Below are 25,630 nucleotides of genomic sequence, written 5' to 3'. Positions count from 1 at the left end.
TGTCTTACTCAACCAGAAGACGTGCGGCGGGACCCGGCCCGTAGCTGGCAGAGATCTGCGCCACATCAACCTCGTAAGCGCCGGTCGCGCCATCGGTAGTTTTCATTGCCGATGGGTATGTCCAGCGCGGCTCTGATGTAATCTGTTCGCGTATTACTGATCCGCTGATGCTGATTTTCACCAGATAGGCTTCAGTCTCTTCCCCCAGCGGCACGTCAAATCCATCCCAGTCATCGCCGTCCAGCCGGGTTCGACGAATCCACGAGATTTCGTCACCCGCTCCGATTTTCGCCAGTTTGACATGCACCGGAGCATATGGCCGAAGTCCGTTGCCGTCGAAGGCGTGAACCTGGTGGAGGAAAGAAGGATCGTCGTAGGCACGTGTTCCCGGCCCAATGCGATAATGTTTCGCCACGCGCCGTTCAGACCGCAGCAACCCGGTTTGGAAAACTCTTTCATCCAGCAAGACAAAAATTGAACCTTCAGGCCAGGTGTCGGGCATGACACTGTCCGTCCCCAATTGCCCGCGCAGGCGCCCTGAAAGGGCGTAGGTCCCCTGACCCACAAGTTCGGCGTTGGCGAACTGGAACAGTTCCCAGTTGCCGGGCGTCCCGTCCCCTATTGCGGCCAGATTGGCACCATTCAACAAAGCGTCGCGCGGGCGCGATTCCAGCAAGCCATCGACCAGCCTGACGCGCAGCGGCGCACCGTCGTCCCAAACCCCTACGCCGGCGCGCCGCAAAGGCGATTGAGTAAACCCGATGACGGCCTGTGCCGAGATCACCTCTTGCAAGGTATAATCCTCATCATTCACCGCCGAATACACTGCAGCGCTTCCGGGCCAGGGGTCGGCGGACACAGCCAGGTAAGGCGCATGCGGCACCTCTGAGCCGGTAATCAACGGCAGATCCATGAACACCGGCAGGACCGGAACCGGGGCGACAAAGGGCTTGGTTGAGATTAGGTCATCAGGCAGGTCAGACGGCGCGTATATCCCCGGTTCGATCCGAACTGCGTTTGCCAATTGCATTTCGGCTTGCTCCAGTCGATCGATCCTGAAGCGCGCACCCTGCCCGCCCTCATCCAGGCTGACGACATCCCCCGCGCCGATGTGCCCCAACGAAGGCGGCAGCGCAAAGCGCACGGTTTCGCGGGACACCCGCGCCTCGCTTAGCCATCGTTCCGCCGTCTGGCGACCTTCGGCACGTGTCATGGACAGCGGCATCTCGTTGACGGATACCGAATGGGTCCGCGTGTCGGGCAGAACGGCCTCTTCCGCGACGATGTCATGATCCCCATCCGATTGAACAAAGCGTAAGCGCACCCGGCCGGTCATTTCAGCCTCGGCTTCGCGGCGATGTTCGATACCGGCCTCAATATCAGAGCTGAGCGCCAGATGTTCCTGATCCAGCGTGATGGCGCGTTGCCCATTGCGCATCTGGAACCGCAATACGCCATCCCGCTCGATCGCATCGAAACCATAGCGAAGCATCAACGGCTGCAAGGCGGATCGCGCGTCCGAGACCTGTTCGATGGCATAGCCGCGCACCACACCATAAAGGCGCGACGTGTCGATGTCGGTCACGCCAGCCCCGTGACAAATCTCGGTCACCACCGATGCCAGCGTGCGCGACCCCGACCGCCCGTTCAGCCAATGCCCCCGCGCGTAATTCTCACCATCACTCCACTGGCTTTGCATGTTCGGGAAGGTTGGATATGGCCGCGCATCCCAGGCCCAGACATAAGCGTTGGACAGATCAATCATGCGGCCGCCGTAAGTATTGGAAACCGGGTTATTTTTTGCCTCGGACCAATAGCCCAAAATCGCCTTGAGATATTGCACCTGAATGAAATCATCCCGCAAACCGTTGGAATAGCGCGGCAGCTTGGATTCCGAGGATTTCGGGTCCAGAAACTTGTTCGGCTGATTGGTGCCTTTGTCGATAGCCGCACAACCCAGTTCCGTGAACCAGATCGGCTTGGACCGAGGCACCCATGCGGTCCGATTGGCTTGACGCACGCCTCCGATCCGTTCGTGATGCGGTTGCGACCACCAGTTGCGTATATCCTTATATCGCCAGATCCAGGCCTCATCATGCGCCTGATCTTCGATTGCAGACCGGATCTGCGCTTTGGATTCCTCGGTCGAGGCGTAGTACCAGTCGTACCCTTCCCCACCTTCAACATTGCCGCGCAGGTAGTCCAGATCATAGATCGCATCTACGCCCGCTTTGGCGTCGGCGTGATCTTCTCCGTCCCGCCAGTCAGACAGGGGCATGTAGTTGTCGATACCAACGAAGTCGATATTGTCATCGGCCCAAAGCGGATCCAGATGAAAGTACCGGTCGCTGCCAGCATCGACGGGTTTGTAACCGAAATACTCGCTCCAGTCGGCCGCATAGCCGATTTTGGTGTTTGGCCCGAGGATTTTGCGCACTTCAGCCGCGAGGATTTGCATCTGCGCCACCGCAGGAAACCCGGTCGCGCCCCTGATTTGCGTCAGGCCGCGCATCTCGGATGCGATGCAGAACGACGACACACCGCCAGCTGCCTTGCAGAGCGCCGCATAGTGCAAAATGAAGCGGAACAAACCCCATTCTTGCGGGCCGGTATAGGTGACGGTGCCATCGGCGGCGACAAAGTCACCAGCGCGGGCCTGGCCAAAGAGCTGCGCAACCTGCGCGTCAGCCCCGGCTGTCTTGTCCGGGGATCCGTTGCGGCCTGGTGCCTCGCTCAGCGTGATCCGCCCTCGCCATGGCAGGTGCGGTTGATCGGTGGCATCAGACCACGGATCCGGCAGGCCATTGCCGCGCAACTGGTCCATCAAGATGAAGGGATAGAACATCACCCGCTTGCCGGATGTGTTCAGATGCCGGATCGCCTCGACCACGGACGCATCCGCAGGTGTCGCCCCATATACTGGTCGATCATTTTCGAACTGAACAACCTGTGCAGCCGCTCGGGATACACCTGATACGCTCCACGGCATGTTCTCGCCATCAAACTCTTTGTGCAGGACCTTTGGCTGCACCTTGCACTGACCGCACCGCAGATCGTCGCCAAACCAGGACACGACGAGCGACACCGCATCGCAGGCAGGCAATTCGGCATTCAGCGCGTGGGTCGAGGTGACCAGATCGGAAACGCCCGAAGCCGAATGCACGTTCGCAGCCCAGCTTTGCCCCTGCCCTTTGGAATAATTCACCTGCCTGCTGGCCAGAGAATATTCACCCGTACCCGGGATCATCGCCACGCCGCGCACGATCTGGGATACAGCACCGAGTGTGTCGGGCAGCCCCGGCTGTTCCTGTCGGACAACCTCAAAGGAAAACTGCGGGACCCGGTTGCCGAATGCAGCAAGCTGTAGGTCCTCGATCACCACATATGCGGTGCCCCGGTACGCAGGGACCTGTCCGGTGCCCTCGACCGCCTCGATCAACGGGTCAGGCAATTGATTGTCGGTGCCCTTGTACAGGCGCATATTCAGCCCGACGCGCTCAAGCTCTTCACCATCGGCCCAGATACGTGAGATGTCGGAGATCTGCCCAGCGCCCACGGCAATCGCCAGCGAGATCGAATAGCTGTAGGTATGCGTGGTCGTGGTTGTTGTGGCCGAGCTTGGCCGACGAGACCCTTTTCCACCCCGCGTGGATTGGGTTGTCGTGCTGGTGCTGCGGGTTTCCAGAAAGTCCGATGCCCAGATGATCTGCCCGCCAACACGCATACGGCCGAACACGGTAGTGACCGAAGCCCCCTCTCCGGTTTCGGTCAGGCGGAAACGATCCAGACGCCCGGTTTCGACAACCTCGCTGCCGCCACCCATCACAGATTGACTCATCAACCGCTGGTCGATTACCCGCCCCAAAGTCGCGCCGACAGCCCGGCCAATGATTGCCGTGGAAAGACCCGCGACAGTGCCACCGATCGAGCCACCAAGGGCAGCGCCTGCTGCGGAAAGTACAATCGTAGCCATTTACTTGACCTCCAGCGGGAATGCGAAACAGGCGACAACCCGGCGACGCCAAGGGTCGCTCAGGGCGTTTTCTACAACTCCGTGCCCGGAATATGCGTGAATGAATCGAGGGACCGCGCCGGTTTCGCTGACAACACCTACATGTTTGGCGACGCCGCCATCGCGCATGCGGAACAGCAATACGTCGCCTACTGCCAGTTCCGAGGGCCGCTTTGATGTCAAATTTCGGCGGGCCGCATCCCACATGCGTTCATCCCCCTGCGGCTCTGACCAGTCCATGCTGTAGCTCGGCACGGACTCCGGCTCAGCTCCGTACAGCGCGCGCCAGATGCCGCGCAGCAATCCCAAACAATCCGCCCCCGCGCCCCTGACGGACGCCTGATGCACGTACGGCGTGCCCAACCAACGCCGCGCCTCTAAAACTATATTCTGCCGGTCTATTGTCATCGTCTGCTGCCCCCTTTGTTCGATTTGTCTTTCTTGGGAACAGCCATCACCCAGTCCTCGCCCGGCAAGTCCGGAAAACCTTGAAAATTGATGAGGTTGTTGAATTTTCTCTGGCAGGTCTCCATGCGTTTGTCGCACCCGGCGGTCAGCCGGACACGATCACCGACTGTCAGCCCGCCACTGATCCCCGTCCATAAGGTGACATTGCGCCCCCCCGGAATACGCTCATCCTGTTTCACCGACGCCCAAAGACCCGAGGCCGTGCCGGAAATCACATCCAAACGACCACGTTCGAACCATGCCATATCCGGCGCGTCCGCCCCTTTCAGTTGAAGCAAACTGCCCGACGACAGACTGACGATCTCCGCTTCTGCCTGAAAACCGGGCGTTGCCACGTTGAATCGGCAAGCGCCGTCGCCCAGCACTGCGGTGCATGGCTTTTGGTAAATCCGCCCCAAGGGCCGGTTCAGCAGATCGGTCAACCCTCGCAACTCAGCGTGAAACGCCCCGCCACCGCGCCGCATTTCCCCGATCGAGCCACGAAACTGTAATACCCTTTGTTCAGGGTTCACCCAGTTCGCCAGCCAGGCCCGTACCTGAGCGCCGTCAAACCGCCCGGCTTCGATGTCTTCTTCCCTGATTGCCGCATCAGACAGCGCGCCCATCGCCTCGGAGTTGTCAATCGAAAGGCCTGTCGCCTGTTCGATCGCTGCCGCGGTCAGACCACTGCTCGCCTTGAAGACCAGCCCGTCAAAGCGCAGCTCCATATCATGATCGGTAAAGCCGTAAACCTGCCCATCCGTGCGCGTGATGGCCCAGCATCGACAGGTTGTCGTCATCCCGCTTTGCAGGTGCTCCTGCAACCCCTGTGCATTACCGCCCATCAGACCCGCACCTCGACCACCGGAACGTTGGGCACGTCGCCTGCCTGAAAGCTGGCCACGCTGGTCTGGATCTTGTCGGTGTCAAAACGAACGGGCACGTCAAATTCGAACCCTGCCGTAATCTCGACGTCTTGCGGTGGCGCGTTCGTAAACGTGACCTGGCCCCGCGCCAGATCTACCTCGAAATCCACGCCTTCGCGCATTTCGTCCTGCTCAAGGCCAAGTTTGACGGTCCCTAGAACTGGCTTGAGGATCGGACGGACGTATTTGAACCCGCCAGAGTTGTAGGTTTTCAACAACTGGAACTCGGTCGTCTTGCCGTCGCCACGTGCGATGACCTGATCGGCATTGTCTACCTCAGCCGTTGCTGCGCCCGACTTGAAGTCAGACCAATCCTTCCACCGAAATCCGAACATCTGCCCCTGCCGCGCCTCGAAGAACGAAATCAGCGCTTCGATATCGTCAAGCGAGCGCATCCCGAGCCCGGCATCATAGCGTCGTCTTGAATGGGCCCAGGGCGTGTTGCGTTCTTCAAACCCGTTGGCCAGTGTCACGATATCTGTGCGCCGCTCGGGGCCGCCAACCGAACCAAAGCTCAAGCTGGCGGGAAATCTAACCTCATGGAAATTCATGGCCTGCTCCCTCAAGTTACCTGTTGCGATTGCCGCGCCCCAGTGCGCGGCTCATCTGCGCCGCAATCTGGCTTTGACTGCGACGGAACCCCTGAACGTCCGGGGTGGTGATGTTCATCACGACATTGACGGCACGCCCACCTCCCGAGGTGCGCACCCCAAGCTTACCGTCTGACCCGCGCGCCAAAGGCATGATCGCTTCGGGTCCGGCTTCCCCCATCAACCCGGTTCCGCCACGCATGGGAAATGTGGTTGGGCCGCTGACAACGCCGCCATTGGCGAAAGGCATCACCCGGCCTTGCGAAAAACTGCCACCGTCGGCAAATGGCAAAAGCCCCTGCACCAGACCGCCAACGGTTCCGGCCAGCATCCCACCAAAATGATCCGTCACGGGCTTAATCGCTGCCGAATACGCGGTGCGGATCATTGAATTCTTCAAAACGTCCAGCGCATCGGACAGGTTCATCCCATCCAGCACCACGCCATCGAAGGCTTTGCGCAACCCGCTGGACATGCCGCGCTCCAGCGTCGCGACATCCTTGCCGGTTTCCTCAAACGCCGCGCTGATCCGTTTCATCTGGCCGTCAAAAGCAGCCGCCATAGATGCCGCGTCGCCCAGCGAGTCTCCCAGCGCATCGCCGCGTTCCTGCAAGTCGTCAAACCCGTCACGATCCGTCATCACGCTCTCCTTGTGTTTTGTCGGGATAGGCCTCTAGCAACGCGTCCAGGCCAGCCCGGTTCATCGCGGGCATCCCAGCACCCTGCCCCAGCATCAGTTGCAGCTCGGTTGGGGTCAGCCGCCAGAACTGATCTGGCGTCAGACGCAGGCCAACAAGCGCGGCCCGCATCAAGGCGGGCCAGTTGAACCCGCTCATGCCTGATCCGGCACCATGAAGGCCCGGGCCAACAACTCGGCTGCCGCACGCGCAGCTGCCATCGGGCCACCCTCGATTTCCGCACTCAGCAGATCGGTGCGCTTGACGTCGCCGCCACCGCCGCGCAACCCAGCCACGATTAGGGCCAATACGTCACCACTGGAATAGGCTCCGCCTTCGAACCGTTGCACGAGTTCCACCAGTGAACCGGCACCCAGCTCTTGTTCCAATTCCGCTAAAGCACCCAGCGTCAGCTTGAGCACCCGCCGCTCTCCATCGATGGTCAAAGCCACCTCGCCTGTCCACGGATTGGCCATCGGCTTACAGCGCCGTAAAGCTCAGCGCGCCCGCGCTGGCTAAACTCATCTCATAGGTCGCCTCGCCGTTGTGCGAGCCCGCATATTCGACACTTGTGACCTGAAACGGCCCGGCGACAATGCCGAAATCGGGGATGATGACCTGAAAATCCGGTGTTTCGCCGTCAAAGAACAATTGCCGCGCGCGTTCATCAGTCCCGGCGTCCTTGAACACCCCCGAGCCGGATATCGACGCTGATTTGACCCCGGCACCCGATAGAAGTTCGCGCCAGCCACCCTGACTTTCCAAGCTGGTGACATCCACACTTTCCGCGTTGAAGCTGACGCGCGTGGCGCGCAATCCCGCGATAGTTTCGAACAGACCGCTACCGTTCATATCCACTTTGACCAACAGGTCTTTGCCGTTCTGGGCACCCATATGCTCTCTCCGTTGATTGGTTAGTCGTCTTCCACGCGGGCGCGGAATTTCAGGTCGATCTGGCGGATCGCTCCACCGGTCCCGGTGCGCCGGGCTGATGCGCGCTCGAACCAAAGGCCCACCAGCCGCCCGCGATCAAGGTTGGGCATGGCACCCTCCAGCGCGTCACACACAGCTCCTGCCAGGGTCTTGGCGGCCCCGAACCCTGCGGCTTCGGACACGACCGAAACCGTGAACCGATGAACCGCACCTCCACCCGATCGGTCAGAGACATCACGAACCTCTTCCGGTCCCAGCGTCACATAAGTCTGTGGTACTGCTCCGGCCGGCACCGCGTCATAAATTGCGCCACCCGACAAATCGTTAACCTGCGCGTCCTCTGAAATCTGCGTGAACACCGCCGCCTGCAGGGCGGCTGAAACGCCATAGCTCATGCTGCTACCTCCTCATCCGCGAAACAGGTCAGGTACTGGCCGCGTGGGTCGCGCTCGGCGACAGCGCGGATGACAAAACGACGTGCGCCCTCCGCAAAGCGCTGATCCGGCGATGGCCGCATGGTGGAGCCTGTGGGCGCGCCCCGGACCACGATGCGATAGCCGACCCGCGAAATAGGGACACCAGCCACCTGCCGCTCGGACCCGCTGCGCGCGGTCACCTCGGCCCATACCGCGCCCAGCGGCACCCAGGTTTCGGTGTATCCGCCTGATCCATTGGCCACGCGCACCGGCGCTTCCAACTCCAGCTTTCTATTCAACCGCGGCGCTTTCATTGCACGACCCCTGCACCAAACCGAACTGTGCGATAGCGCTGGATCAGGCTGGTGACACCAAACGGCATGCACCCGGCACCCAGCGCTGTCTCATCGCGGTATTCGTAGTAATGCGCGGCCAACAACAGCACCGCCTGCCCCAGATCGGCGGGCAACCCGCCCCAATCCATTGCCATCCCAGCGCCAAAGACGATCCTGACAGAACCACCCTTTGTCATCTTCGGCATCAGTGCCCCAACGGAGCGTAGCCGGGGACGCTGCGCGTCTTTTTCCAACCGGTATCTATCCGAGGTGACAACCGTCTCTGCATCGTCTGCATCTGCCAGCGTCACACTCTTGACCTCGGTGACCGGAGCCACCGGCAACACTTCACCCGACTGGTCTCGCCAGACGGTCAGGCTCCAGGAAAAATCGCGCTCGATCAGAACCTTGCCTGTGCGCGCTTCGATCGCCGCAACGGCTGCGCGCAGAAAGCCTTTCAGCACATCGTCCTGAACGCTGCCTTCGGCAAAGCCTGTGCCCAGCCGCAGATGCGCTTTAAACTGATCCACCGGCAGCGCCGCATCCGCGATGGCGGTTTCTTCGATCAACATCATCCATTCACTCCGCAATCTCGGACCCCTCCGGGGGCCTCACTCAAGAAAATGACGGGCACGCACCGCCCCACGTTGCTCGGACGGAGGGGAGCAGCTAGACAACGCAGGGGATCTCACCCCGGCCCGCGCCCGCGCCCGAGGGGCCAATGACCCCCCGGATCCGTCACCGCTTAGGCGGTGCCGAATTTCACCAGCTTGATCGCGGCAAAGTCGCTCACGTCGCCGCCGACACGCTTGGTCGCATAGAACAGAACGTGCGGCTTGGCGCTGAACGGATCACGCAAGACGCGCAGATCAGGGCGCTCGGCAATAGTGTAGCCGGCCTGGAAGTCACCAAAGGCAATCGAGAAACTGTCGGTGCCCGCATCCGGCATGTCCTCGGCAATCAGAACCGGATAGCCCATCAGGCGCGCAGGCTCACCCGCAGCCAGACCGTCCGACCACAGGAAGCGGCCATCGCTGTCCTTTAGCTTGCGGATCACACCAGCAGTTTTCGAATTCATTACGAAGGTGCCATTGACGCGGTATTGCGCGCCCAGCGCATAAACCACATCGACAATCGCGTCCGCATCGACACCACCGTCAATGCCGGTCGGGACATAGCCCAGATTGCCCCAGGTCCAAACATCATTGTCGACCTTGGCATGGTTCAGAATGCCATTTGGCTTGTCCGCACCATCGCCCGAGATAAACGCCGCCGCTTCAGCACGGGCAAACTTATCGGCAATACGACCGGCCAGCCATCCCTCGACATCGAATGCACTGTCATCCAACAGGCGCTGGGACGCCTTGGGCAGCGCGCTCAGCTCGTGCAGGGCAATCGAGATTCGATCGATCGACGGGGTCGCTGTCTCGGTGGCCGCTGAACTTTCATCCGCCCAGCCCGCGCCCACGTCGGTGTGGTCGATCAACACGTCGAACGAGTTTGCCTCGACATTCACCACAGAAGCGATCGAACGGATCGAGGCCGTGGATTTCAGCACCGACTTGATCATCTCGGCGGTTTGCGGATCGACCAGATAGCCGCCATCGCTGTTAACGGCGCTGGACAGCGATTTGGCTTCCATATCAAGGCCACGCAGGCCGTCATCGTCACCGCATCGCACATAGGCGTCGAAAGCCTTCTGATGCGGCGCGCCGTCTTCGATTGATGCCGCAAGATGCGGGCGCGCCGCGATGATTGATTTACGATCCAGCATGGTCAGTCGCTCTTCTGTCTGTTGCATTTTGGTTTTAACTTCAGCCTTCAGGCCCTTGAATTCGTTCACGAAACCAGTCATCGCCTGCTTCACCTCCTGAACCAGGGGCACACTCTCTCCGGTCAAGGCCGGGGTCTCGGTCTTGCTCATCAGAACTTCCTTGTTTGGGTGGGATTGAGGCGCGCTAGGTTCGCGCCAGCTCCTGCCGGGCGTGATCAAACACCTCGGCAATACTGCGCAGGGTGTCCTCGGCATCTGGGGTCGTCCCCTTTGCCGCCACCCGCGCACTGGGCAGCATCGGAAAAGTCACAAGCGACACCTCCCACAGCTCCAGTTCGGTCAGGACCCGATGGCCCTTTTCATTTTTTATGGCCCGTTTGATGCGATAGCCGATCGACAGCCCGTCAATGGCCCCGGCCCGGATCAATTCCGCAGCTTCACGGCCTTTCTGCGTGGTTTCCAACATACGTCCCTTGACCCAAAGCCCGCGTTCATCTTCGCGCACGTCGTCCCAGACACCGATGGGTTGCGCCGGGTCGTGCTGCCACAGCATTTTGACCCGCTGACCTGCCGCCGTTAGCCCAGCCAACGACCTGCGATATGCGCCTTTCTGCACTACATCGCTCCCTTGATCGACCTGCCCAAACAGGCTGGCATAGCCCTCGATCACCGCGTCCTCGGTCACCGACAATCCATCGCTAAACCGCGCAAACTTGTGTTCTAAATCCATGAACACCTCCTCATAAGCCTCTGAATTCATGGCGACACCACCAGAATTGACTGAAACGCTTGCGCCAGGATCACCGCAACGACTCCATAGACCGTCAGCCACAGCCGTTTCTCCAGCCGCTCCATCATCTCTTCGATCTGATCCAGCCGCCTGCATAAATGCGCGTGCTGGATCTCGGCCACCCGTTCATGCGCAGCCAAGCGCAGGCCCGGCGCACAATCAAACGGCGGATACCCCTCAGCCATCTGCACGCTCCGGTAGCCCCAGCATCACGCGTTTCTCAGCGTCTGTCAGGAACTCGGCGCCGTTGACTCGCGCCCATTGCGCATCCCGCTCCGCCGACAGCGCCGGCACCTGATCCAGGTCGGGTTTCAACACCAGTTCTTCGCCTGTAAAGCCCGCCAACCATTCCGACACCGCCGCCGCCACCCGCGTCACCAAGGGCAGAACGGTCAGGCGGTAAAACGCCCGGTTGGCCTCCTGATAGTTCGAATAGGTCGCGTCGCCTTGAATTCCCAGCAACATCGGCGGGACCCCAAAGGCCAGTGCGATCTCGCGGGCGGCGGCTTCCTTGGTCTTTTGAAACTCCATGTCAGAGGGTGAAAAACCCATCGGCTTCCAATCGAGCCCCCCTTCCAGAACCATCGGACGGCCTGCATTGCGCGCCCCGCGATAGTTTTGCTCAATCTCATCGGACAAGCGGCGGAATTGATCCTCGGCCATCACCCCATGTCCATCGCCGCCTTTCCACACCAACGCGCCCGAAGGCCGCGCAGCATTGTCCAGCAATGATTTCGACCACCGCGACGCGCTGTTATGCACATCAATCGCCATCGCCGCAGCTTGCATCGGCGAGAACCCGTAGTGGTCGTCTTGGGGGTGGAATGACTTGATATGACAGATCGCATCAGCCGGGAAACGATGCGTCTTGCCGCCCGCCGTATAGTCATACGCCTTGGGCCATCCATCCGCCCCCGGCACCACGCTCATTCGGTCCGAGCGCAGGACGTGCAGTTCAACCGGCAATCCATCCTCGGCCTGTGCCGCCTCGACATAGGCGTTCCCTGACAGCAACAACTGCCCAAACAAAGCCTCCATCAATTCCGCCCGCCCCTGCGCCGCATTCGGGCGGCGCATCAGAGATATGATCGGATGCACGTCATAGCGCTGCGCCTGATCCTGCAGCACCAGAGGCAGTGCCGCCGCCGCCTCGGCGATCAACTTGACCGAGCGGAACCCCACCGGGTTCCCCGAAAACCCCGTCCGCGTCAGCGACACCGCGTCCCTGGGGCTCCACGCCACGCGCCCACCCGTCTGCCACGCCACCACAGGCCCCGCCGCGCTCGCCTTTGCTTCGGGCGCTTCCCCGGCCGTTCCACGACGCAAGAAATCGAATACCATCTGTGCTCCTTTCTGCCGCCGCTCTGCCCGGCTTGTTGAAAAGAGTTATGAGGGAAAGAGGTTTAAGCCTCGGGAATGGAGCGTGCGGAGGTTGGGCAACGGCAAATCGCGCTTACCATTCATGGAAAGAGAAACACTTACAGGCTCTTAACCGATTTCGTCTATTAGATTTCTAATCGAGCTGGCGCATGTTGCGTAGGTGATTCCAGTGTTTTGCTTGTAAACGGCATCTAGTTCTGACTGCCAATCGGAATCTGGCATTTCGACTGGTCTGATTTCTTCCTTGTAGCCAGTAACGACACCGCAAACTCTATGTAAGCCATCTCTATAATGAACAACCGGTCCACCAGAGAAACCTATCGTATTGAACCCGTCCAATATCATACGGTTTCCGGTAATAGCTGATACAATAGCCCCCTCTCTGAAATGGGAAAGGGCGCCCCTCCAAACCCGAGAAGTCAACGTATTCCTCAAGCGACAGAGGGAAACCTAGGAAGTGTACGTGCTGCCCGCAAACAAGGCCATCCATATCTAGCGGAAGCGACAGCTTATCAAGAAAATCGACAGGGTATAGAGGGTTACTGAATACAGCGATATCAAGATCGACTGACTTAGTTAGCAAAACAGCAGAACTGAGGTACTCCCAGCCAGATCGACTCTTTATTGCAATCGGTTTTTCTAGCCTGTCATCAACTAAATGGTTGGCCGTGATAAAATAATGATTGCCTTTATACTGGACTGAAACAGCGGTTCCTAACTGTGAAGATCGAAAAAGGAAAGTTCGGCCCAATACATTAGTCGTTGGCGGCATTATTCGAAACACCGAACTAGAGTGATCTAGGTGAGTTACATCGCCCATCGAGTGCGCAACCTTAGATAATAGTCACGCAAAAGCTGGGCTATCCATATGAGAACGTCAAGCTGTGATGTATCGCAATACAAAGGAAAAACATATTCATTGATTGCATCTACAAAGTCCGCACGCGAGGCCGCCGATACGCCCCCGCAGGCCCCACCACCAACTCATGCAGCGCCCAGACCAGCGCGTCGACCCGGTCGGGGGAGCCCTGCCCCTCGAACCCGCGCGCGGTCATCTGGCACATCTGCTCCTCCAGCGCGTCCAGCCCCGCGACATGCGCCACCCGCCCCTGTTCGTACAATGCCGCAACAGGCTCGGCACGCGCGACCTTCCCGCGTGAGGCCCGCACCGCGCGATAAGGCACCAGAGGGTCCACCTGCCGCACGACCTCTTCCACCAGTTGCCCGCCCTGATTGACCTCGGCCACCAGTCTTTCGGCCCTGAATTCATCCATCGCGTCAATCGCCGCCTGCGCCCAGCCCGCCGGACCAACGCCTTGCACCGTCCGGTCGGCCAGCACATAGGCCCGCCAGTCCTCGGGCGGCCCTTGCAATTGCGCGCCGACCACTACAATCCCACAGGCATCTGCATTCGACCCAGCAGTCACCGCCGGGTCCAGCGCCACCACTATACGGTCCAACTCTGGTACATTTTCAACTCGCGCCGCGTCCAGCATCGCCCCGGTCCACAACGCCCCCTCGGCATCCGACAGCAGCACGCCGTCCAACTCCTGCCGCCCCAGCCGCGTGCCCGCATAGCGCGCCCGCACCTCGGCCAGAAACGAGGCCGCCAGGTTGGCCCGGTTCGCCTCAGTCGGCGCATGGGTTTGCACGGTGGAGCGCGACGCCAGCAATTCCCTCAAAACCTTCACATTCCTAGGCGTGGTCGTCACACAGACCCGAGGTCGCTCCCCCAACCGCAAGGCAAATTGCAGCATATCCCAGGTCTCGCCAGCCTTCTTCCACTTGGCCAACTCATCCACCCAGGCCGCATCGAACTGCGGCCCGCGCAACCCCTCAGGATCATGCGCCGAAAACGCCTGCGCCTCAGCTCCATTTGGCCAGATCAGTTTCCGTTCCGACGCCTTCCAGGCAGGTCGCCGATCCGGTGGCGAGCATTGTAGTATCCCGCTATCGCCAAAGATCATCACATCGCGTACCTGATCGAATGTCTCACCCACCAACGCCACACGACGCGCCTCGCCGCGATCCAGCGGCAAAGCCCCTTCGACCACCTGTCGCACCCATTCTGACCCGGCCCGCGTCTTACCAGCACCGCGCCCACCCATGATGACCCAGGACCGCCAACCCCCCTCGGGCGGCAATTGATGTGGCAGCGCCCAGAACTCGAACAGGAAAGGGAGGGCGCACAGCCCCCCCTCCCCGATCTCACTCAGAAATCTGTCCCGAACCGCAGCAGGCGCGGAGGCGAGCCAGCCTGCACCCAATCTCAAATCGAGCGCGCTCAAGGTCGAGCGCATACCCCCCTTGGGCAATTCCGGCTTGTCTGTGATGTTGTTCGACAAAGCTTGTCTCCACTTTCTGACAACTTCGGATCAGCCCCTCTAACTGCCCGAGTTGCTTGGCTGAACCAGCAAGATCTGCATCCTCCCCGGCACCGATCTGTTTGCGCAGTTCTTCCGCTGCTTGGCGCAGATCGCGAATGGATCTCTCAAGCGACTGCAACAAATCAGCCGTCTGGGACATCCGCTCTTCCGGGGTAATCAAAGTCATGTGTGCCTGTGACCTCATGCGTGAGTGATCTCCGCACGAGAGAAACGAAAAACGGCCGCCGGGTCGCCCCGGGGCCGTCGCCCACCTCTTCTAGCATGACACAACCTATACGCGAGAAAGCGCGCAAAGTCAATGCTTTGCGCAACAACGGCGCAACGGGTAACGTGCGCTGATAGTTAAGAGACCTTTACTGATAGGGCCATGTGGCAGACGGGCGTCAGTGGTTGATATCCGTGATTACAACGTTACGTATCGCCGAGAAAAAGAAATGGCTCGGAAGGTTCAAAGCTGGCCGAAACCTCGCCCGCAAGGATGGGCTTTTCCCCAAGTTCCAGTTTCAGGGTAGAAGCCCCATCCGAGAGATCAAGGTTTTCGATATCCACCCAAAACAATGTAGGGCTGAACACGCTCTCATAGTAGTACCGACCCAGCTCATGATCAGCGACCGTACGCCAGGTTGTTGACGCGATGTTTGGGCGTTCCGGATCCGTGACTCCAAATGGTACGGAAATTGATCGCACGAGAGAGAACACCGCCGCCGTCGCATCGTTTTTGTCGTCAAACGAGGGAACGGCATTCAGATTCCAGCTCAACCGCGCAAACCGGTCGGAAGACCGATGGGTTCCGGGCAAAAATGAAAGACCATTAACTTCACCCCAATAAGTGGTGATAGCGAGTTGTTCGTCAAAAGTAGGAGAATTCGTCATGACGGTAAACTCGCGGCCATGGTGGATAACCAACTCGCCATCGAGATACTCGAATATTGCACTGTCACCAGACGCATCAGATAGCGCGATATGCCCTCCTGCCTCATGTCCGCTAGGCAACATCGGCGCTAAGATCACGAATGGCTCTTGCTCCATAGCTGCAACGGCTTCTTCAACTGTTGCAAAGTTGTCCAGAAAATACTGCAACCACCCTCCGACAGAAAGAAGAGGTTTGTCTCCGGCATTTTCCGTCCCGTAATCCGCCTCGGCAAGATAGAGAGCATTGCCGACCAGCCCGCCATCATTCATGCCGTCAACAGTAGCCCCGTCATAGATCGTTGCCACGACAGAGCCGTATTTGGACGTCCATTTGACCGAATTCTCTCCGGCACCACCATCACGGTCCATGCCCCGCGGGAAGGCCCAAATGTCTGTTGAAGTATCTTCGAACCAGTCAAGCGTCCTCCCCGTGAGGAAGGATCCGTCTGCCGTTTCATAGACGATCCGAGAGCATGCGATTGCTGAAGACGCGGCTAGAACCACGGTCAGAGTGGTAGCTACAAGTATTTTAGCGCACATTTCTGGATTCCTTTTTTGGTCATACACAAAAAGTCATCTCCCCTAAGGATCGGGTATTTTCCGATGTTATGAAAGCCAAGAAGCACTTCGGGATTTTCAAAGCCCAGCTGGACAAGGTTCTTCTATTTGAACAATCCGTTCCCTGGCGGCCGCGGCAAGTACGTGTTCCCACTTCGCAATTCATGGCTTGACAAATGCTAACAAAACTAGCATGTGCCACCTTAAGACAGCGCTGACGCGTGAGCATTGACGGTCGCAGCAGACCCCACAGCGCATCACTACTTCTCCTAGTTCCCATTCACGCAGGGTTCTTGACGCGACGCCAGATGGCGCAGGGTTCGCCTGCACGTCCCGAGGTTTAGCGGAAACCCTGCCGGTCACGCGCTGCGTGGCCAGACACGTCTTGTCCGCACGGCTATTGCCTTGCGGGTTACAAAGGATAGTTATTTGTTCGACTTCGACATGCTGGGCCTTGCACCAGCCCTCAACGATGCACTGAAACGTGCCAATTTCTCACAACCGACCCCTATTCAGAACCAGGCCATCCCGCTGGCGCTGAACGGTCACGACATCCTGGGCCTGGCGCAGACCGGCACCGGTAAGACGCTAGCCTTCGGCCTGCCGCTGATCGACCACTTGCTGGCGCAGCCCGGCAAACCCGCGCCCAAAACCGCCAAAGCGCTGATCCTTGCCCCAACCCGCGAGCTGGTCAACCAGATCGCGGATAGCCTGCGCAACCTGACCGACAAGACCAAACTGCGCGTGGCCACCGTGGTCGGTGGTCAGTCGATCGGCAGACAGATTTCGTTCCTGTCGCGCGGCACCGACATTCTGGTCGCCACACCCGGGCGTTTGATCGACCTGATGGAACGCGGTGCTGTTGACCTTGGCTCGGTGCGACATCTTGTACTGGACGAGGCCGACCAGATGCTGGACATGGGCTTTATCCACGCCCTACGCAAAATCGCACCCAAGCTGGGCACGCCGCGCCAAACCATGCTGTTCTCGGCCACTATGCCAAAACAGATGGAAGAGCTTAGCCAATCCTATCTGACCAACCCGCAGCGAGTGCAGGTCTCGCCTCCAGGTAAAGCGGCGGACAAGATCACGCAGTCTGTGCATTTCGTCGACAGGGCCGGCAAACCGCGGAAATTGCGCGAAATTCTGTCCGCTGACATGGACGCTCTGACCTTGGTATTTTCCCGTACCAAACACGGTGCCGAGAAACTGATGAGAGGCCTTGTGGCCGATGGATTCAACGCGGCCTCGATTCACGGTAACAAAAGCCAGGGACAGCGCGACCGCGCGATCAAGGCGTTCCGGGCCGGAGAGATCAACGTATTGGTCGCGACCGACGTGGCCGCGCGTGGCATCGACATTCCCGGTGTTGCCTATGTGATCAACTATGACCTGCCCGAAGTGCCCGACAACTATGTCCACCGCATTGGACGCACAGCCCGTGCTGGTCGCGAAGGTGAAGCTATCGCCTTCTGCTCACCGGACGAGGTGGATCAGCTGCGCCAGATTCAGAAACTGATGAAGATCGAAATTCCGGTCGCCAGCGGCACCATGCCAGAATTTTCCGAGCCCAAGAAAACCCGCAATCGCGGAGGCTTCCGGGGGCGAAGACCGCAGGGGGCAAATTCGACATCGAAGCCCGCGTCTTCGAAACGTCGTCGTCCACGCGGACGTCCCGCTGCATAAAAAAGAAAAGGCCGCGTTTTCGACGCGGCCTTTTTTCTTAGTTACTTGAGCTGTTTCTTTCAGCCTCAATCTCTCGCCACTTGGCGACGTTCCGATTGTGCTCCTGCAAGGTTTCCGCAAACGCGTGCCCCCCGGTGCCATCCGCAACAAAGAAGACAAAGTTGGTCTCTTCCGGTGCGACAGCAGCCTCAAGGCTGGCCAACCCTGGGTTGGCAATGGGTGTCGGCGGCAAACCGTCTATCACATAAGTATTCCAAGGTGTTGCACGGCGCAGTTCACTGCGACGCAGACCGCGCCCCAGCGTGCCTTGACCCTTGGTGACGCCATAGATGACCGTCGGGTCAGTCTGCAGCTTCATACCTTGCTCAAGCCGGTTCACAAAGACGCTTGCGACCTGCCTGCGTTCATTGGGAACACCGGTTTCCTTTTCGATGATCGACGCAAGGATCAGCATTTCCTCTGGGCTACTGATGGGAAGGTCGCCTTGGCGGTTCTCCCACACTGCGTTGATGCGCAATTGTTGCTTGTCTTGCATCGCCTGCAGAACGGCCGTTCGGTCATCGCCCGGCGCCAAATCATAGCTGTCAGGCGCCAACATCCCTTCGGCCGGGATCTCGGCAATCTCACCTGTCAGCGGTTCAATCGCCTGCAAGCCTTGCGCCACCTGCCAAGAGGTCACGCCTTCGGCAACAGACACACGGTACCGGGTGTCGGCTTCTTCAAGCTTTTGACCGTATTCGGCAGGGATGTCCTCGTCGGTCACATCAAACGATGCGATCTCGACAAATTCCAGCGTTGCCGGGTCCAACTCGCGTACCCGGGTTTGGATGCGGGTGACACCGATACGGTATTCAATCTCCGACCCACAGGTGCTGGCCCCGCTGCTGGTAATCTCGTCGATGATCTGCTCCATCGACGCGCCTTCGCGCACCAGAAAGCTACCGGCTTTCAGCTGCTGCGATTTATCCGTGTAGTCCGCCGCCATGCGAAAGATCATGGCACTGCTGATGGCTCCGTCATCTTCAAGCTCTTGGCTGACACGGGTCATATTCGACCCGCTTCTGACCTGCAGGCACATGGCAGTTTCTAGCGGGCCCTCGGCCTTGTATTGCGACTGCCCCCACACAACCAGCCCGCCCATCAGGAACAAGGCAACGATCAGCAAGGTCAGCGCATTCGAAGCAAGAGCCCGCAACATTTAGCTGACCTTTCCGAAGATCACGCTGGCATTGGTGCCGCCAAAACCGAACGAATTCGACAAGGCAACGTTGATCTCACGCTCACGCTTGGCGTTGGGCGCCAGATCGATAGGAGTTTCAACGGCGGGGTTATCCAGATTGATCGTCGGCGGAGCCACCTGATCCCGGATCGCCAGGATCGAAAAGATCGCCTCAATCGCGCCAGCCGCACCCAAAAGGTGACCGGTGGCCGATTTGGTCGAGGTCATGGTGGCCTTGCTGGCGTGATCCCCCAACAGGCGCTCTACCGCGCCCAGTTCGATCGTATCCGCCATGGTCGATGTGCCATGCGCGTTGATGTAGTCCAGGTCCGAAGGCTCAAGGCCCGCGCTGCGCAATGCGGCTTTCATGGAACGCTCAGCGCCATCACCATCCTCGGACGGTGCGGTGATGTGATAAGCGTCGCCGGACATGCCATAGCCCAGCACTTCGGCATAGATCTTTGCACCGCGCGCCTTGGCGTGTTCGTATTCTTCCAGAACTACGATGCCTGCGCCCTCGCCCATGACAAACCCATCACGGTCCACGTCATATGGGCGGCTGGCTTTCTTCGGATCGTCGGCATACTTCGTCGACAGCGCCTTGCACGCGTTAAAGCCAGCGATACCAATCTCGCAGATGCAGCCTTCGCCGCCACCAGCAACCATGACTTCCGCGTCGCCTGAACGAATGATGCGGCTGGCATCGCCAATGGCATGCGCACCGGTCGAACAAGCTGTCACGACCGAATGGTTGGGCCCCTTGAACCCGTGGCGGATAGACACCTGACCGGATGCCAGGTTGATCAGCGCACCGGGAATAAAGAACGGCGACACACGGCGCGGACCTTTGTCGCGGATCAGGTTTGCCGTTTCAGCAATAGAGCCCAAACCGCCGATACCGGAACCGATCAGAACGCCTGTACGCAGGCGGTCTTCTTCATCCTCTGGCAGCCAATTGGCATCTTGGCAGGCCATGTCGGCGGCCGCGATCGAATACAGAATGAAGTCTTCGATCTTGCGTTGCTCTTTTGGCGGCAACCAATCGTCGGGGTTAAACGTCCCGTCGGTTCCATCGCCGCGCGGAACTTCGCAGGCATAGGTCGTGGTGACACCGCTCTCTACGGCATCAAACTGGGTGATCGGGCCTGCGCCGGATTCCCCATCCAACAGCCGTGACCAAGATTCCTCGACCCCGCTGGCCAAAGGAGTGACCAATCCCAGACCGGTTACAACGACTCTGCGCATGAAATGCCTCTTGCCTGCTTCCTATTTGAGAACCGCTCATACCCCGGCCCGGGGTCCGGGGGCAAGAGCAACGGCACATTCCATCCCGGCGCCATTTCGCCGGGCCGTCCGTCCGTGCGGGTTGTGCCGAAACAATTTGCCCCGACCCTTTCGCAGATTTGAAAGAGCCGGGGCAATATCTTGTGGGATAAACTTACTGGAACTCAGCGACCGGCTCGTGAGCCTGTTCGGCCACATCAAGCGCATTCGCTAAGTCAACCGTCTTGCGGAACAATGCCCGTCCAACCAACGCGCCCGAGATGTTGTGCACATAGGCCAGGCGCGAGATGTCATCTGATGTCCGAACGACACCGCTGGCGATTACCGGTGTGCGCGAAAGTTGTGCCAGACCCGAGATCAGACCCAGCTGCGCGTCGACGTCTTCGATGTCGCTGTCGATATCGGTCACCAGAATTGCCGCAAAGGGCGTACCTTCGAACGCCTCAATAAATGCTTCCGGCGTAAACGCACTCTGGCTGCGCCAGCCTTCGGTCATGACCTGTCCTTGCCAGACATCCACAGCCAGAACGATTTGGTCCGGGTAAAGCTTGGCCAGCTCCTTGACCAGATTCGGGTCCCAGGCCGCCAGTGTGCCAATCACGATCCGTCCCGCGCCTTTGTCGATCCAATACTCGACCTGTTCTCGCGTCCGCATACCGCCGGCCAGTTGCACTGACATCTCAGACGTGCGGATGATTTCCTCTACCAATTCGGCGTTGGTGTCGCGGCCTTCGATTGCATCGAAATCCGTTAGGTGCATCCAAGTGGCACCAGCCGCAGACCAGCTGCGTGCCGTGTCCGCCGGATTCACATGCCAGATCATCGCGTCGTCCAGACGGCCCTTGTCCAGTGTGACACACCGGCCGTTCTGCAATTCCATCGTGGGGTAAATCCTCATGAGCTTGCTCCTCCGCTCAATCGCTCTGCAAATCCAGAGTACCATACACGCGGAACATCAGCCCGTTTTTACCAGGATCGGCAAACCAAGTTCGGTTTGCGGCATTCAGGAAGTCTCAAATTGTCAGTGGCGTGGCGGCGGACCATTTCGGCGCAGTAGCGTAACGTCGCTGCCATTGTACGCGCATTCACGCATCGGGGCATACCCCAGCTTGTTCGCCAGCTTTTTCGAGGCAGAATTCCCAGAATTCACCATTGCAACCAATGGCCCAGGCATGATCCGGTCAAACCAATCATGCGCGGCCTGCGCGGCCTCTAACCCCAAGCCCTGCCCTTGTGACTCGGGGACCAAAATCCAGCCTGCCTCGGGGAAACTGTCAAAATCTTCGCCGATCGAGCGGTTACCGTAGAAGAACCCCGCCTGCCCGATCATCTGCCGATTCGACTGCTGAACCACGGCCCACTGCCCGAAACCGGCCATTTGCCAGTGCCCGGCATTTCGAAGGAATGAATCCCACGCCTCTCCGCGCGACCGCGGCTTGCCGCCGATATGTCGCACGATGCATGGGTTGCGCCAAATCTCGGCGAACCGGTTGAAATCCTCTGGCCGCATGCCGCTCAGCGTCAAACGGGCCGTATTGATCATCGGGGTGGATCTTATCATGCCCTTCCCGCTCTGAATTATGTGCCTCGGGTAAAAGGTTGCGAACGAATACGGCACCTTGCAAGCCAGAATTGGGCACGGCACAAAAAAAACGGCGCCTCCGTTGCCCGGAAGCGCCGCTTTTTAATAATGTCGAAGCTCTTAGGAGGCTTCAGAGATGAATTTGACGGCGTCGCCAAATGTCTGGATGGTCTCGGCTGCGTCATCGGGGATTTCGATGCCGAACTCTTCTTCGAAGGCCATAACCAGCTCAACAGTGTCCAGGCTGTCTGCGCCAAGATCGTCGATGAAGGACGCGTTTTCGGTCACTTTGTCTTCTTCAACACCCAGGTGCTCAACAACGATCTTTTTAACGCGATCTGCGACGTCGCTCATGTCTATTCCTCATTCCGTTTTCAGGGCCTAGTGCCCGGTTCTGCCCTTGCCCGCTCAGGCTGGCTTTGATTTGCCCGGTGCGGGCGGTTGGGTCCCGGATGACCGGGAAAGTAGAAGGCCGACCATTTGGTCGACCCCAGCATTTATGCGCCGCCTATAGCATAGACAACGCGCGAGGCAAACGCTTTCGCACCTGCCCCTGTCCGCGGTCACAACATGGCCATACCGCCGTTAACATGCAAGGTGGTTCCGGTAACATATCCGGCTTCGGGGCTGGCAAGATACAGAACAGCCGCCGCAATTTCCGATGCATCCCCCATGCGACCGGCCGGAACCTGCCCCAAAATACCCGTTTTCTGATCGTCGGTCAGCTTGTCGGTCATGGCCGTGGTGATAAAGCCCGGAGCAACCGCATTAGCCGTGATCCCGCGACTGGCAACCTCATAAGCCAGCGATTTGGTCATGCCGACCATACCGGCCTTGGACGCCGCATAGTTTGCCTGACCGGGGTTCCCGGTGGCACCGACGACGGACGAGATGTTGATGATCCGCCCCCAGCGCGCCTTCATCATGCCCCTAAGCACGCCTTTGCACAGCTTGGCGGTCGAGGTCATGTTCACGTCGATCACGCTCTGCCATTCGTCATCCGACATGCGCATGAACAGGTTGTCTCGGGTAATCCCGGCATTGTTGACCAAAATATCAACCGACCCCATCGCCTCGGCAGCTTGCTTCGGCAGCGCGGAAACAGCTTCGCCGTCGCTCAGGTTACATGGCAGGACATGCGCCCGCTCACCCAGTTCGGCGGCCAATGCCTCGAGCGGTTCCACGCGCGTGCCGGACAATGCAACCGTGGCCCCCGCACCGTGCAGGACGCGCGCAATCTCGCCGCCAATCCCACCGGACGCACCGGTGATCAACGCATTCTTACCTGTCAAATCAAACATTCGATCTTCCCTTTGCAGCGCAACTTGCGTCGCACGTTGTTCTTATGATTCGCTTTTAACCACATTCTGCACGTCGTCCGGCGTGCCAACAGCCTTACCGGCAATCGCGCGGTCGATCTTGCGGATCATGCCCGACAACGCCTTGCCTGCGCCGATCTCCCATGTCTCGGTCACGCCTTGCGCCGCCATATACAGCACGCTTTCGCGCCAGCGCACGGAACCTGTGACCTGCTCGACCAGCAACTGACGGATCAGGTCCGGATCGCCAACAGCCTCAGCGCGCACGTTCGCAATCAGCGGAACCGCTGGGGCCTTGATTTCAACTGCGGCCAGCGCCTCGGTCATCACATCCGCGGCGGGTTGCATCAACGCACAATGGAACGGGGCGCTCACGGGCAACATCACAGCGCGCTTGGCACCTTTTGCCTTGGCAATCTCGGCAGCACGTTCCACGGCCGCTTTCGCACCCGAAACAACCACCTGTGTAGGGTCGTTGTCGTTCGCGGCCTGACAGACCTCGCCCTGTGCAGCCTCTTCTGCGACGGCACGCACCGCCTCAAGGTCCAGCCCCAGAATTGCGGCCATTGCGCCTTCACCAACGGGAACGGCGCTTTGCATCGCCTGACCACGTGTCCGCAACAGACGCGCCGTATCCGCAATCGACAGCGCACCAGCTGCCGCAAGCGCTGAGTATTCCCCCAGCGAATGCCCAGCTACAAATGCAGCGTCTGTGACGGCAACACCTTCGGCCTCCAACGCGCGCATCGCGGCTATCGAGGTCGCCATCAGCGCCGGCTGTGCGTTCTGCGTCAGCGTCAGGTCTGCTATATCACCTTCCCAGATCAGGGTGCTCAGCTTTTCACCAAGCGCTTCATCGACCTCGTCGAAAACAGCTTGTGCTGCTGGATAGGCCTCGGCCAGTGCTTTGCCCATACCGATGGTTTGGGCGCCCTGCCCCGGAAAAACGAACGCGCGTGTCATTGCAACCTCTTGGATGACGTTAGGTTGCGATGGGGTGTAAACCGAGTGAACGAGCGGCACAAGCTCTGCATCCTGACACGCATTCTGTGCGTCAGAGGCTATTGTGTCGGCCCGCGCTGCATTTAGGGTGGCCATAGCAAACAGATCGGAGTCGTGAACCCATGCACCTTGCCAACACCACCCAAAGCTATGGAGGCGTTTCGAAAACCTTCCACTGGCTGACGGCCTTGCTCATTCTGACGGCGCTTCCGATTGGGTGGTTTGCAAACCAACTGGCACACGCAATCGAAGACCCGACCATTCCAACGACACCGGAAGACCTGCAACAGGCGGCGCAGCTGTTTTCACTGCACAAGACTATCGGTGTAACGGTCTTTTTCGTGGCCCTTGCCCGTATCTTGTGGGCGATCAGCCAACCCAAGCCAGGATTGCTCAATGCTGAAAACAAGCCCGAGGCATTTGCTGCGGAAACCGTCCACTGGCTGTTGTATGGCTCGCTGGTTCTGGTTCCTCTGACAGGCTGGATTCACCATGCGGCCACCGAAGGGTTTGCGCCGATCCTCTGGCCGTTCGGGCAGAACCTGCCTTTTGTGCCGAAATCCCCCGCATTGGCCGAAGCAAGCGGCGGGTTACACTTCGTCCTGATGCTTGTGCTGGTGGGTGCGCTGGTTTTGCATATCGTTGGCGCGCTCAAGCACCATGTAATCGACAAAGACAGCACATTGCGCCGCATGCTGCCCGGACAGGTGGAATTGCCGGAACCACCAACGCAATGGCACTCACCTGCCCCCGTCGTAGCAGCAGTCGTGATCTGGGCTGTTGCTCTTAGCATCGGGTGGTTCGACGGAGCCTACTCGGCACATCCGACCGGTGATAATGCATCTGCCGAACTGGAGGCCGTCCAATCCGACTGGCAGGTGCAGGAAGGCACTTTGGCAATCACGATCACCCAGTTGGGCAGCCCCGTCAGCGGCGCGTTTTCCGATTGGACTGCGGCAATCACTTTTGACGAACCGGCGGAACCCGGACCAGCGGGATCTGCCGATGTGACAATCGCCATCGGCTCATTGACCATCGGCACCGTAACACAGCAAGCCCTTGCTGCGGATTTCTTTGACAGCGCTCAGTTTTCAACCGCGAGTTTTAAAGCGGATCTGTTCAAAACAGATTTGGCCTATGAGGCGCGCGGCACATTGACCATCCGGGACAAAACCATGGACGTTACCCTTCCGTTCGAGCTGGACTTGCAAGATGGGACCGCGAAGATGCAGGGTGAGTTGGAGTTGAACCGATTGGACTATGATGTCGGGACGTCACAACCGACCGAAGACTCGCTGGCTTTTGCAGTCAAAGTCACCGTCGAACTGACGGCCATTCAGGCTGAATAAAGATAGTCGAACAGAAAAAAACCGCCGAGACCTGACGGGTCCCGGCGGTTTC

26 protein-coding genes are annotated in these 25,630 nt (G+C 59.2%); 2 read left to right on the top strand and 24 right to left on the bottom strand.

The window, feature by feature from the left end; all coding sequences use genetic code 11:
• Nucleotides 1-4 precede the first annotated feature (4 nt).
• The 17 genes from AC2FI8_RS05870 to AC2FI8_RS05790 form a co-directional block, all read right to left on the bottom strand.
• Complete coding sequence (locus AC2FI8_RS05870; RefSeq protein WP_496777775.1) at nt 5-3,973, bottom strand: baseplate multidomain protein megatron; 3,969 nt, start codon at nt 3,971-3,973, stop codon at nt 5-7.
• A complete protein-coding gene (locus AC2FI8_RS05865) occupies nt 3,974-4,420 on the bottom strand; it encodes an NlpC/P60 family protein (RefSeq protein WP_496777773.1) in 447 nt (148 codons plus the stop codon).
• The gene (locus AC2FI8_RS05860) at nt 4,417-5,304 is read right to left on the bottom strand and encodes a phage/gene transfer agent baseplate hub protein (RefSeq protein WP_496777770.1); all 888 of its coding nucleotides are present in this window, start codon (nt 5,302-5,304) and stop codon (nt 4,417-4,419) included. Before AC2FI8_RS05860 ends, AC2FI8_RS05865 begins: the two co-directional genes overlap by 4 nt.
• Nucleotides 5,304-5,936 carry a phage distal tail protein, Rcc01695 family gene (locus AC2FI8_RS05855; protein ID WP_496766981.1) on the bottom strand — a complete coding sequence of 211 codons (633 nt, stop codon included), beginning with the start codon at nt 5,934-5,936 and terminating at the stop codon, nt 5,304-5,306. Before AC2FI8_RS05855 ends, AC2FI8_RS05860 begins: the two co-directional genes overlap by 1 nt.
• Nucleotides 5,937-5,952: 16 nt before the next feature.
• The gene (locus tag AC2FI8_RS05850) at nt 5,953-6,615 is read right to left on the bottom strand and encodes an RcGTA-type gene transfer agent tail tape measure protein (protein WP_496722543.1); all 663 of its coding nucleotides are present in this window, start codon (nt 6,613-6,615) and stop codon (nt 5,953-5,955) included.
• Nucleotides 6,602-6,811 carry a rcc01693 family protein gene (locus AC2FI8_RS05845; protein WP_496777768.1) on the bottom strand — a complete coding sequence of 70 codons (210 nt, stop codon included), beginning with the start codon at nt 6,809-6,811 and terminating at the stop codon, nt 6,602-6,604. The genes AC2FI8_RS05850 and AC2FI8_RS05845 overlap by 14 nt, the downstream gene beginning before the upstream one ends.
• The gene (locus AC2FI8_RS05840; RefSeq protein WP_496777766.1) at nt 6,808-7,128 is read right to left on the bottom strand and encodes a gene transfer agent family protein; all 321 of its coding nucleotides are present in this window, start codon (nt 7,126-7,128) and stop codon (nt 6,808-6,810) included. The genes AC2FI8_RS05845 and AC2FI8_RS05840 overlap by 4 nt, the downstream gene beginning before the upstream one ends.
• A gap of 4 nt (nt 7,129-7,132) precedes the next feature.
• Complete coding sequence (locus tag AC2FI8_RS05835) at nt 7,133-7,546, bottom strand: phage major tail protein, TP901-1 family (protein WP_282169350.1); 414 nt, start codon at nt 7,544-7,546, stop codon at nt 7,133-7,135.
• A 20-nt stretch (nt 7,547-7,566) separates the two neighbouring features.
• On the bottom strand, nt 7,567-7,980 hold the full coding sequence (locus AC2FI8_RS05830; RefSeq protein ID WP_496777764.1) for a DUF3168 domain-containing protein: 414 nt from the start codon (nt 7,978-7,980) through the stop codon (nt 7,567-7,569).
• Nucleotides 7,977-8,315, bottom strand: a complete 339-nt coding sequence (locus AC2FI8_RS05825; RefSeq protein ID WP_496777762.1) for a phage head closure protein — start codon at nt 8,313-8,315, stop codon at nt 7,977-7,979. Before AC2FI8_RS05825 ends, AC2FI8_RS05830 begins: the two co-directional genes overlap by 4 nt.
• On the bottom strand, nt 8,312-8,911 hold the full coding sequence (locus AC2FI8_RS05820) for a head-tail connector protein (RefSeq protein ID WP_496777760.1): 600 nt from the start codon (nt 8,909-8,911) through the stop codon (nt 8,312-8,314). Before AC2FI8_RS05820 ends, AC2FI8_RS05825 begins: the two co-directional genes overlap by 4 nt.
• A gap of 170 nt (nt 8,912-9,081) precedes the next feature.
• Complete coding sequence (locus AC2FI8_RS05815) at nt 9,082-10,260, bottom strand: phage major capsid protein (protein ID WP_496777758.1); 1,179 nt, start codon at nt 10,258-10,260, stop codon at nt 9,082-9,084.
• 34 nt (nt 10,261-10,294) lie between these two features.
• Nucleotides 10,295-10,840 carry an HK97 family phage prohead protease gene (locus AC2FI8_RS05810; RefSeq protein ID WP_496777754.1) on the bottom strand — a complete coding sequence of 182 codons (546 nt, stop codon included), beginning with the start codon at nt 10,838-10,840 and terminating at the stop codon, nt 10,295-10,297.
• 26 nt (nt 10,841-10,866) lie between these two features.
• On the bottom strand, nt 10,867-11,085 hold the full coding sequence (locus tag AC2FI8_RS05805; RefSeq protein WP_108860356.1) for a GTA head formation protein, RCAP_rcc01685 family: 219 nt from the start codon (nt 11,083-11,085) through the stop codon (nt 10,867-10,869).
• Nucleotides 11,078-12,241 (bottom strand): phage portal protein, encoded by a 1,164-nt coding sequence (locus AC2FI8_RS05800; RefSeq protein ID WP_496766974.1) that lies wholly within the window; start codon nt 12,239-12,241, stop codon nt 11,078-11,080. The genes AC2FI8_RS05805 and AC2FI8_RS05800 overlap by 8 nt, the downstream gene beginning before the upstream one ends.
• A gap of 968 nt (nt 12,242-13,209) precedes the next feature.
• On the bottom strand, nt 13,210-14,580 hold the full coding sequence (locus tag AC2FI8_RS05795; protein ID WP_496777804.1) for a DNA-packaging protein: 1,371 nt from the start codon (nt 14,578-14,580) through the stop codon (nt 13,210-13,212).
• 498 nt (nt 14,581-15,078) lie between these two features.
• Nucleotides 15,079-16,119 carry a linear amide C-N hydrolase gene (locus AC2FI8_RS05790; protein WP_496777750.1) on the bottom strand — a complete coding sequence of 347 codons (1,041 nt, stop codon included), beginning with the start codon at nt 16,117-16,119 and terminating at the stop codon, nt 15,079-15,081.
• A 447-nt stretch (nt 16,120-16,566) separates the two neighbouring features.
• Here AC2FI8_RS05790 and AC2FI8_RS05785 point away from each other — a divergent pair, with 447 nt between their 5' ends.
• On the top strand, nt 16,567-17,823 hold the full coding sequence (locus tag AC2FI8_RS05785) for a DEAD/DEAH box helicase (RefSeq protein ID WP_496723430.1): 1,257 nt from the start codon (nt 16,567-16,569) through the stop codon (nt 17,821-17,823).
• Between the two features lie 37 nt (nt 17,824-17,860).
• Here the strand turns inward: AC2FI8_RS05785 and mltG are convergent, their stop codons facing one another.
• From mltG to fabD, 7 genes are all read right to left on the bottom strand, one after another.
• Nucleotides 17,861-19,021 (bottom strand): endolytic transglycosylase MltG, encoded by a 1,161-nt coding sequence (mltG, locus tag AC2FI8_RS05780; RefSeq protein ID WP_496777747.1) that lies wholly within the window; start codon nt 19,019-19,021, stop codon nt 17,861-17,863.
• On the bottom strand, nt 19,022-20,287 hold the full coding sequence (gene fabF, locus AC2FI8_RS05775) for a beta-ketoacyl-ACP synthase II (RefSeq protein ID WP_496723434.1): 1,266 nt from the start codon (nt 20,285-20,287) through the stop codon (nt 19,022-19,024).
• Nucleotides 20,288-20,480: 193 nt separating this feature from the next.
• Nucleotides 20,481-21,224: a 1-(5-phosphoribosyl)-5-[(5-phosphoribosylamino)methylideneamino]imidazole-4-carboxamide isomerase gene (locus tag AC2FI8_RS05770; protein WP_496723436.1), complete on the bottom strand. Its 744-nt coding sequence runs from the start codon at nt 21,222-21,224 to the stop codon at nt 20,481-20,483.
• Nucleotides 21,225-21,347: 123 nt separating this feature from the next.
• Complete coding sequence (locus AC2FI8_RS05765) at nt 21,348-21,887, bottom strand: GNAT family N-acetyltransferase (protein WP_496766970.1); 540 nt, start codon at nt 21,885-21,887, stop codon at nt 21,348-21,350.
• A gap of 141 nt (nt 21,888-22,028) precedes the next feature.
• The gene (locus AC2FI8_RS05760) at nt 22,029-22,262 is read right to left on the bottom strand and encodes an acyl carrier protein (protein ID WP_005982462.1); all 234 of its coding nucleotides are present in this window, start codon (nt 22,260-22,262) and stop codon (nt 22,029-22,031) included.
• 209 nt (nt 22,263-22,471) lie between these two features.
• Complete coding sequence (gene fabG, locus AC2FI8_RS05755) at nt 22,472-23,209, bottom strand: 3-oxoacyl-[acyl-carrier-protein] reductase (RefSeq protein WP_113789513.1); 738 nt, start codon at nt 23,207-23,209, stop codon at nt 22,472-22,474.
• Between the two features lie 42 nt (nt 23,210-23,251).
• A complete protein-coding gene (gene fabD, locus AC2FI8_RS05750; protein ID WP_496777743.1) occupies nt 23,252-24,190 on the bottom strand; it encodes an ACP S-malonyltransferase in 939 nt (312 codons plus the stop codon).
• A gap of 161 nt (nt 24,191-24,351) precedes the next feature.
• Here fabD and AC2FI8_RS05745 point away from each other — a divergent pair, with 161 nt between their 5' ends.
• Nucleotides 24,352-25,578, top strand: coding sequence for a cytochrome b/b6 domain-containing protein (locus AC2FI8_RS05745; protein WP_496777741.1), 1,227 nt, complete (start codon nt 24,352-24,354; stop codon nt 25,576-25,578).
• Nucleotides 25,579-25,630: the final 52 nt, after the last annotated feature.

This window comes from Ruegeria sp. CDSB029 (assembly GCF_059611125.1).
The sequence above is the reverse complement of the archived record's forward strand: the minus strand, read 5'-3'. Positions and strand labels throughout refer to the sequence as shown.

What these genes read in the sequence shown, in the direction of transcription:
- AC2FI8_RS05830 (WP_496777764.1), bottom strand. Translation starts at nt 7,980, where the DNA reads ATGAGCTATGGCGTTTCAGCCGCCCTGCAGGCGGCGGTGTTCACGCAG.
- AC2FI8_RS05795 (WP_496777804.1), bottom strand. Translation starts at nt 14,580, where the DNA reads ATGCGCTCGACCTTGAGCGCGCTCGATTTGAGATTGGGTGCAGGCTGG.
- AC2FI8_RS05760 (WP_005982462.1), bottom strand. Translation starts at nt 22,262, where the DNA reads ATGAGCGACGTCGCAGATCGCGTTAAAAAGATCGTTGTTGAGCACCTG.
- AC2FI8_RS05870 (WP_496777775.1), bottom strand. Translation starts at nt 3,973, where the DNA reads ATGGCTACGATTGTACTTTCCGCAGCAGGCGCTGCCCTTGGTGGCTCG.
- AC2FI8_RS05765 (WP_496766970.1), bottom strand. Translation starts at nt 21,887, where the DNA reads ATGATAAGATCCACCCCGATGATCAATACGGCCCGTTTGACGCTGAGC.
- AC2FI8_RS05860 (WP_496777770.1), bottom strand. Translation starts at nt 5,304, where the DNA reads ATGGGCGGTAATGCACAGGGGTTGCAGGAGCACCTGCAAAGCGGGATG.
- AC2FI8_RS05845 (WP_496777768.1), bottom strand. Translation starts at nt 6,811, where the DNA reads ATGAGCGGGTTCAACTGGCCCGCCTTGATGCGGGCCGCGCTTGTTGGC.
- fabD (WP_496777743.1), bottom strand. Translation starts at nt 24,190, where the DNA reads ATGACACGCGCGTTCGTTTTTCCGGGGCAGGGCGCCCAAACCATCGGT.
- mltG (WP_496777747.1), bottom strand. Translation starts at nt 19,021, where the DNA reads ATGTTGCGGGCTCTTGCTTCGAATGCGCTGACCTTGCTGATCGTTGCC.
- AC2FI8_RS05850 (WP_496722543.1), bottom strand. Translation starts at nt 6,615, where the DNA reads ATGACGGATCGTGACGGGTTTGACGACTTGCAGGAACGCGGCGATGCG.
- AC2FI8_RS05815 (WP_496777758.1), bottom strand. Translation starts at nt 10,260, where the DNA reads ATGAGCAAGACCGAGACCCCGGCCTTGACCGGAGAGAGTGTGCCCCTG.
- AC2FI8_RS05835 (WP_282169350.1), bottom strand. Translation starts at nt 7,546, where the DNA reads ATGGGTGCCCAGAACGGCAAAGACCTGTTGGTCAAAGTGGATATGAAC.
- fabF (WP_496723434.1), bottom strand. Translation starts at nt 20,287, where the DNA reads ATGCGCAGAGTCGTTGTAACCGGTCTGGGATTGGTCACTCCTTTGGCC.
- fabG (WP_113789513.1), bottom strand. Translation starts at nt 23,209, where the DNA reads ATGTTTGATTTGACAGGTAAGAATGCGTTGATCACCGGTGCGTCCGGT.
- AC2FI8_RS05800 (WP_496766974.1), bottom strand. Translation starts at nt 12,241, where the DNA reads ATGGTATTCGATTTCTTGCGTCGTGGAACGGCCGGGGAAGCGCCCGAA.
- AC2FI8_RS05790 (WP_496777750.1), bottom strand. Translation starts at nt 16,119, where the DNA reads ATGTGCGCTAAAATACTTGTAGCTACCACTCTGACCGTGGTTCTAGCC.
- AC2FI8_RS05770 (WP_496723436.1), bottom strand. Translation starts at nt 21,224, where the DNA reads ATGAGGATTTACCCCACGATGGAATTGCAGAACGGCCGGTGTGTCACA.
- AC2FI8_RS05810 (WP_496777754.1), bottom strand. Translation starts at nt 10,840, where the DNA reads ATGGATTTAGAACACAAGTTTGCGCGGTTTAGCGATGGATTGTCGGTG.
- AC2FI8_RS05805 (WP_108860356.1), bottom strand. Translation starts at nt 11,085, where the DNA reads ATGGCTGAGGGGTATCCGCCGTTTGATTGTGCGCCGGGCCTGCGCTTG.
- AC2FI8_RS05840 (WP_496777766.1), bottom strand. Translation starts at nt 7,128, where the DNA reads ATGGCCAATCCGTGGACAGGCGAGGTGGCTTTGACCATCGATGGAGAG.
- AC2FI8_RS05865 (WP_496777773.1), bottom strand. Translation starts at nt 4,420, where the DNA reads ATGACAATAGACCGGCAGAATATAGTTTTAGAGGCGCGGCGTTGGTTG.
- AC2FI8_RS05820 (WP_496777760.1), bottom strand. Translation starts at nt 8,911, where the DNA reads ATGATGTTGATCGAAGAAACCGCCATCGCGGATGCGGCGCTGCCGGTG.
- AC2FI8_RS05825 (WP_496777762.1), bottom strand. Translation starts at nt 8,315, where the DNA reads ATGAAAGCGCCGCGGTTGAATAGAAAGCTGGAGTTGGAAGCGCCGGTG.
- AC2FI8_RS05855 (WP_496766981.1), bottom strand. Translation starts at nt 5,936, where the DNA reads ATGAATTTCCATGAGGTTAGATTTCCCGCCAGCTTGAGCTTTGGTTCG.
- AC2FI8_RS05745 (WP_496777741.1), top strand. Translation starts at nt 24,352, where the DNA reads ATGCACCTTGCCAACACCACCCAAAGCTATGGAGGCGTTTCGAAAACC.